The sequence below is a fragment of the uncultured Bacillus sp. genome, from assembly GCF_958411575.1.
GTDB classification, from domain to species: Bacteria; Bacillota; Bacilli; order Bacillales; family Bacillaceae; genus Bacillus; species Bacillus spizizenii.
On the sequence record NZ_CATYRA010000004.1, the window covers coordinates 279,505 to 292,440 of the forward strand.

General features: G+C 44.8%; 13 protein-coding genes. 11 read left to right on the forward strand and 2 right to left on the reverse strand.

What is annotated here, in order from left to right; genetic code table 11:
* The first annotated feature begins 29 nt into the window (after positions 1-29).
* From nadB to Q5C82_RS09200, 6 genes are all read left to right on the forward strand, one after another.
* Positions 30-1,625: an L-aspartate oxidase gene (gene nadB, locus Q5C82_RS09175; protein WP_003222640.1), complete on the forward strand. Its 1,596-nt coding sequence runs from the start codon at positions 30-32 to the stop codon at positions 1,623-1,625.
* Entirely contained in the window at positions 1,579-2,448 is an 870-nt protein-coding gene (gene nadC / locus Q5C82_RS09180; protein WP_003222641.1) for a carboxylating nicotinate-nucleotide diphosphorylase, read from the forward strand. Before nadB ends, nadC begins: the two co-directional genes overlap by 47 nt.
* A complete protein-coding gene (nadA, locus tag Q5C82_RS09185) occupies positions 2,435-3,541 on the forward strand; it encodes a quinolinate synthase NadA (protein WP_003222642.1) in 1,107 nt (368 codons plus the stop codon). Before nadC ends, nadA begins: the two co-directional genes overlap by 14 nt.
* A gap of 115 nt (positions 3,542-3,656) precedes the next feature.
* Positions 3,657-4,817: a spore coat assembly protein SafA gene (gene safA, locus Q5C82_RS09190; RefSeq protein WP_003222644.1), complete on the forward strand. Its 1,161-nt coding sequence runs from the start codon at positions 3,657-3,659 to the stop codon at positions 4,815-4,817.
* Positions 4,818-4,965: 148 nt separating this feature from the next.
* Positions 4,966-5,565 carry a YhcN/YlaJ family sporulation lipoprotein gene (locus Q5C82_RS09195; protein WP_003222646.1) on the forward strand — a complete coding sequence of 200 codons (600 nt, stop codon included), beginning with the start codon at positions 4,966-4,968 and terminating at the stop codon, positions 5,563-5,565.
* A gap of 101 nt (positions 5,566-5,666) precedes the next feature.
* Positions 5,667-6,389: a YebC/PmpR family DNA-binding transcriptional regulator gene (locus tag Q5C82_RS09200; protein ID WP_003222648.1), complete on the forward strand. Its 723-nt coding sequence runs from the start codon at positions 5,667-5,669 to the stop codon at positions 6,387-6,389.
* A gap of 40 nt (positions 6,390-6,429) precedes the next feature.
* On the opposite strand, the gene Q5C82_RS09205 is transcribed toward Q5C82_RS09200, so the two are convergent.
* Entirely contained in the window at positions 6,430-7,884 is a 1,455-nt protein-coding gene (locus Q5C82_RS09205; protein WP_003222650.1) for a sodium:alanine symporter family protein, read from the reverse strand.
* Positions 7,885-8,157: 273 nt separating this feature from the next.
* Here Q5C82_RS09205 and Q5C82_RS09210 point away from each other — a divergent pair, with 273 nt between their 5' ends.
* Positions 8,158-8,280, forward strand: a complete 123-nt coding sequence (locus tag Q5C82_RS09210; protein ID WP_003222653.1) for a hypothetical protein — start codon at positions 8,158-8,160, stop codon at positions 8,278-8,280.
* Between the two features lie 45 nt (positions 8,281-8,325).
* Here the strand turns inward: Q5C82_RS09210 and Q5C82_RS09215 are convergent, their stop codons facing one another.
* Positions 8,326-8,973 carry a phosphotransferase gene (locus Q5C82_RS09215; protein ID WP_003222655.1) on the reverse strand — a complete coding sequence of 216 codons (648 nt, stop codon included), beginning with the start codon at positions 8,971-8,973 and terminating at the stop codon, positions 8,326-8,328.
* 236 nt (positions 8,974-9,209) lie between these two features.
* On the opposite strand from Q5C82_RS09215, the gene iolG reads away from it, so the two are divergent.
* From iolG to ruvA, 4 genes are all read left to right on the forward strand, one after another.
* A complete protein-coding gene (iolG, locus tag Q5C82_RS09220) occupies positions 9,210-10,304 on the forward strand; it encodes an inositol 2-dehydrogenase (protein WP_003222657.1) in 1,095 nt (364 codons plus the stop codon).
* A gap of 12 nt (positions 10,305-10,316) precedes the next feature.
* On the forward strand, positions 10,317-11,624 hold the full coding sequence (locus tag Q5C82_RS09225) for an MFS transporter (protein ID WP_003222660.1): 1,308 nt from the start codon (positions 10,317-10,319) through the stop codon (positions 11,622-11,624).
* Between the two features lie 47 nt (positions 11,625-11,671).
* Positions 11,672-12,184, forward strand: coding sequence for a sporulation cell-cell signaling protein BofC (bofC, locus tag Q5C82_RS09230; RefSeq protein ID WP_003222663.1), 513 nt, complete (start codon positions 11,672-11,674; stop codon positions 12,182-12,184).
* Positions 12,185-12,322: 138 nt separating this feature from the next.
* On the forward strand, positions 12,323-12,928 hold the full coding sequence (gene ruvA / locus Q5C82_RS09235) for a Holliday junction branch migration protein RuvA (RefSeq protein ID WP_003222665.1): 606 nt from the start codon (positions 12,323-12,325) through the stop codon (positions 12,926-12,928).
* Positions 12,929-12,936 lie beyond the last annotated feature (8 nt).

A 12,936-nucleotide genomic window follows, 5' to 3' on the forward strand; every position in this document is an offset into this window, starting at 1 on the left:
ACAGGTGTAAACAACAGGAGGGTTGACATATGTCTAAAAAGACGATTGCAGTCATCGGTTCAGGGGCGGCGGCACTTTCTTTAGCGTCAGCTTTCCCGCCCTCATATGAAGTGACTGTCATCACTAAAAAAAGCGTCAAAAATAGCAACTCTGTCTATGCGCAAGGCGGCATTGCTGCCGCTTATGCAAAAGGTGACTCGATTGAAGCCCATTTGGAGGATACGTTATATGCAGGATGCGGACATAACGATCTTGGTATTGCAGCAGACGTTTTACATGATGGAAAAATCATGATTCAAAGCCTATTGGAGAGTGAATTTCCATTCGACCGCAATGAACAAGGCGATGTTTGTCTTGGCAGAGAAGGAGCTCACTCATACAACCGTATTTTTCATGCAGGCGGAGACGCAACAGGCAGACTGCTTGTTGATTATTTGCTGAAACAGATCGACAGCAAAATCGAGTTAATCGAGCATGAAACAGCGGCAGATTTGCTTGTTGAAAATGGACGCTGTATCGGCGTCATGACAAAAGACAGTCAGGGGCAGATCAAGGTAAGACATGCGGATGAAGTTGTGCTGGCGGCTGGCGGATGCGGGAGCCTGTTTCTTCACCATACGAACGATTCATCTGTCACAGGTGACGGCCTTTCTTTAGCTTACCGGGCCGGAGCGGAATTAACTGATTTAGAGTTTACCCAGTTTCACCCGACACTGCTTGTGAAAAATGGTGTTTCTTATGGGCTTGTTTCAGAAGCAGTCAGAGGGGAAGGCGGATGTTTAGTTGACGAAAATGGCCGCCGCGTTATGGCTGGACGACATCCTTTAGGTGACTTGGCTCCAAGGGACATCGTCTCACGGGTTATTCATGAAGAAATGGCAAAAGGAAACCGCGTTTACATCGACTGCAGTGCGATTTCTTATTTCGAAGCACGTTTCCCTACCATCACCGCTATTTGTGAAAAAGCAGGGGTTGATATAAAAAGTGGAAAAATACCTGTTGCTCCGGGAATGCACTTCTTGATGGGAGGGGTTTTGGTTAATTGCTGGGGGGAAACGACAGTGCCGGGGCTTTATGCGATTGGAGAGACCGCATGTACTGGTTTACATGGAGCCAACCGGCTTGCGAGCAATTCCTTGTTGGAGGCGCTGGTGTTTGGAAAAAGAGCAGCAGAGCATATTATGCAAAAACCGGTTTATAACAGGCAATATCAAACATCGTCGGAAATCAGCGTAATCTACAAGGTGCCGAATATAGAGGTGTACGAATTGCAAAGCAGAATGACAAGCCACATGTCTATCTTGAGGGAACAAGGCAGTCTGATTGAGCTGAGCAACTGGCTTCATATGCTGCCGTATCAGGAAATAAATGTGAAGGATATCACAATACCTCAGCTGGAGCTTTCTCATTTATGGCAGGCTGCAAAGCTGATGACATCTTCTGCGCTTTTGCGGGAGGAAAGCAGAGGGGCTCACTTCCGCACCGATTTTCCTCAAGCTGATGTCCGCTGGCAAGGAAGACAAATTGTCCATACAAAAAAGGGAACGAAGATAAGAAAAAAAGAGGGGATTTGGAAAAATGAATCATTTACAGCTAAAAAAATTGCTGAATCACTTTTTTCTTGAGGATATAGGAATGGGGGATCTTACATCGCAGTCTATCTTTGGAGAACAGAGCTGTGAAGCTGAGATTGTTGCAAAGTCAGACGGTATCTTTGCAGGAGCTTCGGTGATAAAAGAAGGCTTTGCTTTATTAGATGAAAATGTTCAAATCATTTTACACAAAACAGATGGGGACATGTTGCGAAAAGGTGAAGTGATTGCCGTGTTACGCGGTCCGGCGGCTGCGCTTCTGTCAGGAGAGCGGGTCGTATTAAATCTTATTCAGAGGCTGTCAGGAATTGCGACGATGACAAGGGAGGCAGTCCGTAGGCTGGATGATGAACAGATTAAGATTTGTGACACGAGAAAAACAACACCGGGGCTGAGAATGCTGGAAAAATACGCTGTCAGAGCGGGTGGCGGATATAATCATCGGTTCGGCTTGTATGACGGCATCATGATTAAAGACAATCATATTGCAGCATGCGGCTCTATTTTAAAGGCATGCCAAAAAGCTCGTCAGGCCGTGGGGCATATGGTAAATATCGAGGTGGAAATTGAAACGGAGGAACAACTGCGGGAAGCAATTGAAGCAGGCGCAGATGTTATTATGTTTGACAACTGCCCGCCTGAGACGGTCCGTCATTTTGCAACTCTCACACCGGACCATATAAAAACTGAAGCTTCGGGCGGGATTACGTTAAAATCTTTGCCTGCTTTTAAAGGGACGGGCGTGAATTATATTTCATTAGGGTTTTTGACTCATTCCGTCAAAAGTTTAGATATCAGCATGGATGTTACATTATCAAATGAATCTGCGGAGGAATGCCGTTATGTCAATTCTTGATGTGATAAAACGATCGAATGATATGATGCCTGAAGGTTACAAAGGAATGTCGAGAAAGGATATGGAAACTCGTGTTGCCGCGATTAAGAAAAAGTTCGGCCGCAGGCTCTTTATACCGGGCCATCATTATCAAAAAGATGAAGTGATACAATTTGCTGACCAAACAGGCGATTCCCTGCAACTGGCCCAAATTGCGGAAAAAAACAAAGAAGCGGATTATATTGTTTTTTGTGGCGTGCACTTTATGGCAGAGACCGCTGATATGCTGACAGGCAAGGAACAAACGGTCATCCTGCCTGATATGAGAGCAGGGTGTTCTATGGCCGACATGGCTGACATGCAGCAGACCAATAGGGCGTGGGAGAAGCTTCAGCATATATTTGGAGATACGATCATACCTTTAACTTATGTGAACTCCACTGCGGAGATCAAGGCTTTTGTCGGTAAGCATGGAGGAGCGACTGTGACTTCTTCGAATGCGAAAAAAGTGCTTACATGGGCGTTTACACAGAAAAAACGAATTTTATTTTTGCCTGATCAGCATTTAGGGAGAAATACGGCTTATGATCTGGATATCGCGCTTGAGGATATGGCTGTGTGGGATCCGATAAAAGATGAATTAGTAGCTGAATCTGAGCATAAGAATGTGAAAGTGATTTTGTGGAAAGGGCACTGCTCTGTTCACGAAAAATTCACCGCAAAAAATATCCAAGATGTGAGGGACCGTGATCCTGACATTCGGATCATTGTGCATCCGGAGTGTTCACATGAAGTCGTGACACTAAGTGACGACAGCGGATCAACAAAATATATTATTGATACAATCAACCAGGCTCCGGCGGGAAGCAAGTGGGCAATCGGAACAGAAATGAATCTTGTCCAGCGGATTATTCACGATCACCCTGATAAACAAATCGAATCACTCAATCCTGACATGTGCCCGTGTCTGACAATGAACCGAATTGATTTGCCGCATTTGCTGTGGTCTTTGGATCAAATAGATAAAGGAGAACCTTCGGGCGTGATCAAGGTGCCAAAAGCCATTCAGCAAGATGCCCTCCTTGCCCTGAATCGAATGCTTTCGATCACGTAAATCAGAAATATTTCCCCTCCTGTACTCATAACTTCTTTTGTTCAGGCATATGTTGTGAAGAAACATATTGTAATCACAGCTGAACTGTTCACGTTTTGCATAGGAGGGGAAAACGTTGAAAATCCATATCGTTCAAAAAGGCGATTCGCTCTTGAAAATAGCTGAAAAGTACGGAGTTGATATTGAGGAAGTGAAGAAGCTTAATACACAGCTCAGCAATCCAGACTTAATCATGCCTGGAATGAAAATAAAAGTGCCGTCTGAAGGTGTCCCGGTCAGAAAAGAGCCAAAAGCGGGCAAAAGTCCGGCGCCCGGGAATGTGAAGCAAGATCATCCATATGCGAAAGAGAAGCCTAAATCCGTTGTCGATGTAGAGGACACAAAGCCGAAAGAAAAGAAGTCTGTGCCGTATGTCCCGCCGATGCCTAATTTGCAGGAAGATGTGTATCCTGAAGCTGATGTGAACGATTATTATGATATGAAACAGCTTTTCCAGCCTTGGTCGCCCCCTAAACCGGAGGAGCCGAAAAAACATCATGACGGAAATATGGATCATATGTATCACATGCAAGACCAAGATCAATTTCCACAACAGGAGGCTATGAGTAATATGGAAAATGCAAATTATCCGAATATGCCTAATATGCCAAAGGCGCCAGAGGTAGGCGGTATGGAAGAAGAAAACGTTCATCACACAGTTCCGAATATGCCGGCTGTTCAGCCTTATCATCATTATCCGGCTCATTTCGTGCCATGTCCGGTTCCTGTTTCACCAATTCTTCCAGGGTCAGGATTATGCTACCCGTACTATCCGGCACAAGCTTATCCAATGTATCAGCCACATGGATACCAGCCAAGCTTTGTATCGCCTCAGTATGATCCGGGTCAATATGATAACCAGTATCATGAAAACAGCCATCACGGACATTTCGGTTCATACGGAGCGCCTCAATACGCATCTCCGGCTTATGGATCTCCGTATGGACATATGCCGTATGGCCCTTATTATGGCACTCCTCAAGTGATGGGTGCATACCAGCCGGCTGCAGCCCCAGGATACATGCCATACAAAGATCATGACGACTGCGGCTGTGACGATGATCATCAGCCATATTACTCCGCACCTGGCTATTCCGGACACGGAGCTTATGGAACCCCTAATATCCCATACGGCGGAGCGAATCCAAATCCGTATGCGGCCGGAGCTTCTATGCCAATGGCGAATCAGCCTTCTGTAAATCAAATGTTTGGCCGGCCGGAAGAAGAAAATGAGTGATTGTTCGGAACGATGTAAATCGTTCCTTTTTTTTGTTTAGGCGCAGATCACTGTCAAATGGACAGAACTGACACGCTTAACATTCCCCTCAACCGCACAAGATAAAAACGAGCAAACATGCTCAATTCGTCCACGGGGGGTTTTTCCATTGGGTAAAAAAATGATGATCGCAAGCTTGATTCTAATGACAGCAGGCTTAACAGCATGCGGAGCAAACGATAATGCTCAGAATGATACACGCAATAACGGCAATACCCGTCCAATCGGATATTATACAAATGAAAACGATGCTGACAGACAGGGAGAAGGAATGGTCGACAATGACGGTCCTGTTACTGAATTAATGGAGGACCAGAACGGCGGTAACCAAAACACCACGAATGTGAATAACCGTGACCGTGTTACTGCTGACGATCGCGTTCCTTTGGCAACCGATGGAACATATAACAACACGAATAACAGAAACATGAATCGGAACGCGACGAACAACGGATATGATAACCAAGAAAACAGAAGACTGGCTGCAAAAATTGCCAACCGTGTGAAACAAGTGAAAAACGTCAATGACACACAAGTGATGGTAACGGATGACCGAGTAGTCGTCGCAGTCAGAAGCCATACAGATTTCACAAAGTCCGACAGGGGTAACGTTGCAAAAGCGGCGCGCAACTATGCGAATGGCCGTGACGTCCAAGTGTCCACAGATAAAGGACTGTTCAGAAGACTTCATAAAATGAACGCCCGCTAAGGATGAAGGCTGCCGGAAGTGATGTTCGGCAGCCTTTTTCATTGCATCAGCGAACAATACCCATTAAAGTGTACATAGAAAATGTAAAAGAAGGTGAAAACATGGCAGGCCATTCTAAGTGGAAAAACATCCAAAAAAGAAAAAATGCGCAGGATGCAAAGCGCGGAAAAATATTTATGAAGCTTGCGAAAGAAATCTATGTGGCAGCGAAAGAAGGCGGAGCTGATCCTGAAGCAAATTCAGCATTGCGTCTTGTCATCGAAAAAGCAAAAGGCGCCAATATGCCGAATGAAAATATAGACCGTGCCATTAAAAAAGCTGCGGGGAGCTTAGATGGAAGCAGCTATGAGGAAATCACCTATGAAGGCTATGGCCCATCAGGGATTGCCGTGATGGTTGAATGTGTTACAGATAACAAAAACCGAACGGCCTCAAATGTGCGGACAGCGTTTAATAAAAATGGCGGAAGTCTGGGAGAAAGCGGATGTGTTGCCTTTTTATTTGAACGGAAAGGATTCATTGCAATCGACCGTACAGATCGGCAAATAGAAGAAGATGAGCTCATGCTTGATGTGCTGGAAGCAGGGGGAGAAGAGCTGCAGACTGAAGAAGACCAATATGAGGTATTAACAGAGCCCGATCGTTTTGAAGAGGTAAAAACAGCTCTCAAATCGAAATATCCAATTTCTTCGGCAGAGGTGACCATGCTTCCGAAAACCTATGCAGATGCCGATGATCAGGCTGTTGAGAAGCTGGAAAAATTGATCAGCATCCTTGAGGATGACGATGATGTTCAAGAAGTGTATACCAATTATCGCTCATAAAAAACCGGCACGATGTCATATCGGGCCGGTTTTTGTATATTCAAGAGACACGCTCATTTTCATGTGTGTATTCTTTCTCCCAGAAATCAGCGTTTTTGATCCCCAGCGCTTTCGGATCAAAGACCGGGTCTAAGCCCTGCTTCTTTTGGCGCTCGTAATCCTTTAAAGCGAGAAGCGCCGGTTTGGCTAGCAGCACAATTGCAATGACATTCAGCCATACCATAATGCCGAGCCCTGCATCGCCTAATGCCCAAGCAAGAGAAGCGGTTTTCACAGTTCCATAGAACGTCGCGGCTAAAATAATCAGTTTTAAGCCAAGCATTGCCCATTTGCTTTCTCTGCCTCGGGCTAAATAAGCGATATTTGTTTCTGCGATGTAGTAATACGCCATAATTGTTGTAAATGCGAAGAAGAATAATGCGATGGCAACAAAGCCTGCACCGAATCCGGGAAGAACATTGTCAATGGCCGCTTGTGTGAAACCTGGCCCCGCCTCTACGCCTTTAAGTTGATGGACGATAAAGGAACCATCTGCAGCCTGAGTATTGTACATGCCTGTAAACAAGATCATGAAAGCTGTAGCGGAACATACAAATAACGTGTCAATATAAACAGAAAATGCCTGAACCAGCCCCTGCTTGACCGGGTGGGAAACTTCTGCAGCGGCCGCCGGATGCGGGCCTGTTCCCTGGCCGGCTTCATTTGAGTAAATGCCTCGTTTGACACCCCAAGAAATTGCCATGCCGATTAGGCCGCCAAAAGCGGAATCTAAAGCAAAAGCGCTTTTGAAAATCAATGAGATCACAGCAGGCAATTCAGAAACATTCATGACAATAATGATCAAAGACAGCAGGATATAGCCAATGGCCATAAACGGAACAATCATCTGCGCGGCACTGGCAATTCGTTTGACGCCGCCAAAAATGATAAACCCTAGTAATAAAACGAGAACACAGCCCGTAATGGCAGGAGAGATGCCGAATGCATTTTTGACGCCAGCCGCAATGGAGTTGGACTGTACGCCCGGCATCAGAAGGGCCATTGCAATAAGGGCAGCAGCGGCAAAAAAGACGGCAAACCACTTAATGCCTAAGCCTTTTTCAATATAATAAGCTGGACCGCCTCGATATTGGCCGCCTTGTTTCACTTTGTAAATTTGGGCAAGAGTGGACTCAACAAAGGCACTCGCCGCACCGATAAAGGCAATCGCCCACATCCAGAACACCGCACCGGGTCCGCCGAATGCAATTGCTGTCGCCACACCCGCAATGTTTCCTGTCCCTACTCGTCCGGACAGCGCAATCGATAATGCTTGAAAAGAAGAAACGCCGGCTTCAGAGCTCTTTCCTTTGAACATCAGAACAATCATTTCTTTCAAATGTCTGACTTGTAAAAAACGGGTCATAATAGAAAAGATTAATCCAATTCCCAATAAAATATAAATGACGGGGGTACTCCATAAGACCGCGTTTAAACTAGCAACAAAATCTGCCATCAAGCTTCCTCCTCACTTCATTTCGAATACATGTATAAAAAGGATTTTGGGCTAATCGAACTATTTCTACAATCGATTTGTCACATTATATGACCGGTAATTATCAATAAGAAGAGGAAGGAAAAAAGAAAAAACGCCGCGTATTGATTACGCTGCGTTGTTCTAAATTTCACCACATATCAGGTTTATACTATCTTTACATTTCCTTAAAATTCCCTCAATAAAGCGGTGGTATGATGAAATAAAACAAATAAAGGGTGAGGGGAGACAGAAATGGAGAAAACGTATTGTCATTCCAGCGAGAAAGGCACAGAAGCGGTCTATTTAACTGTGAGAGGCTATCGAATTAAGCTGTCGCCTGAACAAATGAAACTGATTTCTGCCGTCAGAAAGTAAAAATATATGAACGAAGGCAGCCGCTTGTGCGGCTGCCTTTTTAATTTAAGAATATTTTCTTTTCCGCTGTGCGAAATGTTTTTGGAACCAATCTTTCTTATATAAAAATGCGATGATCTCCAGCCAAAAACCCGGAATCTTTTTAGGGAATATCGGTTTTTTGTAGAGTGCGTGATAAGCTGATTTTAAATCGTCCCACTGGGTGCACGTTTTTGTTTGTTCGAATCTTGCAACATCAATCACCCGCACTGCCCCGGTTTCTGTCAGAATCAGATTCCGCAAATGAATGTCTGACGGGTTCAGGCCGGCTGCCCGGGCATCAGAAAGTGCTTCTTCAACCTGCTGAATCATGTCATCACTGATCGCAATGCCTTTCTTCAGACAGTTATAAAAGGTTTCGCCTTTAATATATTCCATGAGAATAAATGAATCACCAGTTTCGTAAATGTCAGGGTAGAATGCGGACCCGGCTAATTTTTCATAGATCGCGGCTTCTTTGACGGCTGTCGCTTGATACTCCGGAAAAAATACTTTCAGCGCCATTTTTCGATCGCCTTCTGTTAAGGCAAACACATAGGCGCTTCTTCCCTTGCCGATTAGTGTTAATTCCTCAGATTTTTCTTTGACTTTATCAAATCTGCTGTTCTTGCGGTATATGACTGAATGGGCCAGTGCCTCTGCTTTTGTCAGCATTTCATTCACCTTCTTTGCTCTATTTTATGCAGTTGTTTATAGGAAAATCATAAACTGTTCAGGAAAAAGAGCCTAATTCTAGTGTATCTGGTCTTGAAGAAGAAGGCTACCTATAAGCATTAATTGTGATAAAAGAGACATAGAGCGATCATTTCCATTCTTGAAAAGCGCTTACAAATGGGATAGTATTAATTTAAAATAAAGCGCTTTCGTGAATATTCAAGGGGGAACTAGCCATGACAAAACAGATTGTGACAGGGATTATCGGTGCAGGGCGCATCGGCAAACTTCATGTTCAAAATATACGCCGGATTCCTCATATGAAAATAAAAGCAGTCTCTGATATTCAGGTAAGCCGTATAAAAAGCTGGGCCGACAGTCATCAGATTGAATACATAACCTCTGATTATCGTGAGTTATTACATGACCCGGATATTGACGCTGTTTTTATTTGCTCACCGACAGCCGTACATGCACAGATGATAAGAGAAGCAGCCGAGGCAAAAAAGCATATTTTTTGTGAGAAGCCCGTCAGTTTCTGTCTCGACGAAACAAAAGAAGCGCTTGCGGCTGTCCGGAAACACGGGGTTGCACTCCAAGTCGGATTCAACCGCCGTTTTGATCCTCATTTTAAGAAAATCAAAACAATTGTTGAAAATGGTGAAATCGGTACGCCTCATTTATTAAAAATCACGTCGCGGGACCCAGAGCCCCCGAATATAGATTATGTCCGTACTTCAGGCGGCTTGTTTATGGATATGTCGATCCATGATTTTGATATGGCCAGGTATATTATGGGAAATGAAGTGACGGAAGTGTATGCAAAAGGGGCGGCTCTGGTGAATCCCTCTTTTGCAGAGCTGGGCGATATTGATACGGCTGTCATTACACTGACTTTTGAAAACGGTGCCATGGCTGTGATTGACAACAGCCGCCAAGCTGTGTATGGATATGACCAGCGGGTCGAGGTTTTCGGAACGAAAGGCTCTGCAGCGGCGGACAACAGCAGGCCGACGACGGTTGAAGTGTCAACTGCTGATTTTGTGATGAAGGATAAACCGCATTTCTTTTTCCTTGAACGTTATAAGGATGCGTATGAGGAGGAGATTCTTCGGTTTGCAGAAGCGATCGAAACAAACCGGGAAACTGCCTGCACCGGCAATGACGGTTTTCAGGCGGAACGGATCGCCAGAGCGGCACAGCAATCGCTTGCTTTTGGCATGCCTGTCAGTATTGAGCATACTGAAAAAAAGTCGCATTTTGACCAAACGGGATTACAATTCAGCAAGCTTGGGTATAGAACCTCCATTGATACTTTAGAAAAAAAGTAGGCGGTGGAGAAAATGAATACAGGACATGCTAAAGGAAATGTTTTGAATAAAATCGGAATTCCTTCTCACATGGTTTGGGGTTATATTGGCGTTGTCATCTTTATGGTTGGAGACGGGCTCGAACAAGGCTGGCTGTCTCCTTTTCTCGTTGATCATGGTCTCAGCATGCAGCAATCCGCATCGTTATTTACCATGTACGGCATTGCTGTCACCATCTCGGCTTGGCTTTCAGGCACGTTTGTCCAAACTTGGGGGCCAAGAAAAACGATGACTGTCGGCTTGCTTGCATTTATCCTCGGTTCGGCCGCTTTTATCGGCTGGGCGATTCCTCATATGCATTATCCGGCACTCTTAGGCAGCTATGCACTTAGAGGCTTAGGATATCCGCTGTTTGCATACTCTTTTCTCGTGTGGGTGTCATACAGCACCTCTCATCATATTCTCGGAAAAGCCGTCGGCTGGTTTTGGTTTATGTTTACGTGCGGCCTTAACGTGCTCGGGCCGTTCTATTCCAGCTATGCGGTTCCGGTCTTTGGAGAAATCAATACGCTTTGGAGCGCTTTACTGTTTGTGGCGGCAGGCGGATTCCTCGCCCTGTTTTTTAACAAAGATAAATTTACACCGGTACAAAAACAAGATCAGCCGAAATGGAAAGAACTGTCGAAGGCATTTACAATTATGTTTGAAAACCCTAAAGTCGGCATCGGCGGTGTGGTCAAGACGATTAATGCTATAGGACAATTCGGATTTGCCATCTTTCTCCCTACTTATTTAGCGCGTTACGGGTATTCCGTTTCGGAATGGCTGCAAATATGGGGGACGCTGTTTTTTGTGAATATTGTGTTTAATCTCATTTTCGGTGCAGTCGGAGATAAACTTGGCTGGCGCAATACCGTGATGTGGTTTGGCGGTGTCGGGTGCGGGATTTTTACTCTGGCGCTTTATTACACGCCTCAGTTGATCGGGCATCAGTATTGGGTGCTGATGATTATCGCTTGCTGTTACGGTGCGGCATTGGCTGGCTACGTGCCATTAAGCGCGCTTTTGCCGACGCTTGCACCTGATAATAAAGGTGCTGCCATGTCAGTGTTGAATCTGGGATCTGGTTTATGTGCGTTTATCGCGCCGGGCATCGTAAGTCTTTTCATTGGACCGCTCGGTGCAGGCGGGGTTATTTGGATCTTTGCGTTATTGTATTTTTTCAGCGCTTTTCTGACACAATTCTTGACGATTTCTGAGAAAAGTGCCGATATGTATACGGAGGAACGGTTTGTCAGAGAAAACGTGCAAACAAATTTTGAGAAAACGGTTAAGCAGTAGCCTCTTTGGTCAAACTAGTCATAAACGTGTGCAAAGAGGTGTAGAGGGTGAAACGATTCAGCACGGCGTATCTTTTGCTGGGCATTCTTTGCTCAGTAGTAGCATTTCTAATAGGTGCTCCTCCCCGCGCGCTTGGGGCGGAAGTGGAGCACTATGAACCGCTGCAGGTGCATGTGCAGCTTGAGAAAGTGTACTTGGACGGAGATGTCAGCATTGAACATAAACGTGAAAAAGTGCTTTCTATGGATGATTTTTGGGCAGCCTATGCCGGCTGGACGCTTGTCGAACAAAAAAAGGGATATGTGCTCTTCAGGAAGCAAATGGACGATATTTCTCCGCTCAGTAAGGTAAATGGGTATATCGGTGTATCGGACAATGGAGTGATCTCCACTTTTCATGGTCGGCCTGAGTCAGCTTCCGAACCGATTCAGTCTTTTTTTCAAATTGATCTAGAAAGGCTGGAAAGCCATATGCAAAAAAATCTGCTGAAAGGCATTCCATTTCGGACAAAAGCGGAGTTTGAGGATGTCATAGAACATATAAAGACATACAGCGGATAACGTCCGCTGATTGAAGACATGTAATCATGTCTTTTTTTTCGTGGGAGAATGAGAGAGAAGCGAACGTATGTTAACTTTTCTATAAGACTTTGGCTGTTTTTATGGTACAATGAAGAACAGTCAAAGAGGTGAATTTGCGTGATCGAATTTGTTAAAGGCACGATTGATTATGTATCTCCCCAATATATTGTGATAGAGAACGGCGGCATTGGCTATCAGATTTTCACGCCGAATCCGTTTATATATAAGGAGAGAAACCAAGAAACGATTTTTACGTACCATCATATCAGAGAGGATGCTTTTTCGCTCTACGGTTTTTCAACAAGAGAGGAGAAGGCGCTCTTTACAAAACTTTTAAACGTGACCGGAATCGGTCCAAAAGGCGCACTCGCCATCTTGGGCTCAGGTGATCCGGGAGCGGTAATCCAAGCGATTGAAAATGAAGATGAAGCCTTTTTGGTCAAGTTTCCTGGTGTAGGAAAGAAAACCGCGCGCCAGATTATTCTTGACTTAAAAGGAAAACTCGCTGATGTTGTGCCTGAAATGATTGAAAATCTGTTTAATCATGAAGAAAGGCTTGAAAAACAAACAGCAGAAACAGCTCTCGAAGAAGCGCTAGAGGCCCTCAGGGTTCTCGGATATGCTGAAAAAGAAATTAAAAAGGTGCTTCCTCACTTAAAAGAAGATACTGGACTCACAACAGACCAATATGTGAAAAAAGCATTACAAAAACTATTGAAGTAAGGTGATGT

What these genes read in the sequence shown, in the direction of transcription:
- Q5C82_RS09210 (WP_003222653.1), top strand. Translation starts at nt 8,158, where the DNA reads ATGGAGAAAACGTATTGTCATTCCAGCGAGAAAGGCACAGAAGCGGTC.
- nadA (WP_003222642.1), top strand. Translation starts at nt 2,435, where the DNA reads ATGTCAATTCTTGATGTGATAAAACGATCGAATGATATGATGCCTGAA.
- Q5C82_RS09215 (WP_003222655.1), bottom strand. Translation starts at nt 8,973, where the DNA reads ATGCTGACAAAAGCAGAGGCACTGGCCCATTCAGTCATATACCGCAAG.
- nadC (WP_003222641.1), top strand. Translation starts at nt 1,579, where the DNA reads ATGAATCATTTACAGCTAAAAAAATTGCTGAATCACTTTTTTCTTGAG.
- iolG (WP_003222657.1), top strand. Translation starts at nt 9,210, where the DNA reads ATGACAAAACAGATTGTGACAGGGATTATCGGTGCAGGGCGCATCGGC.
- nadB (WP_003222640.1), top strand. Translation starts at nt 30, where the DNA reads ATGTCTAAAAAGACGATTGCAGTCATCGGTTCAGGGGCGGCGGCACTT.
- Q5C82_RS09205 (WP_003222650.1), bottom strand. Translation starts at nt 7,884, where the DNA reads ATGGCAGATTTTGTTGCTAGTTTAAACGCGGTCTTATGGAGTACCCCC.
- Q5C82_RS09200 (WP_003222648.1), top strand. Translation starts at nt 5,667, where the DNA reads ATGGCAGGCCATTCTAAGTGGAAAAACATCCAAAAAAGAAAAAATGCG.
- Q5C82_RS09225 (WP_003222660.1), top strand. Translation starts at nt 10,317, where the DNA reads ATGAATACAGGACATGCTAAAGGAAATGTTTTGAATAAAATCGGAATT.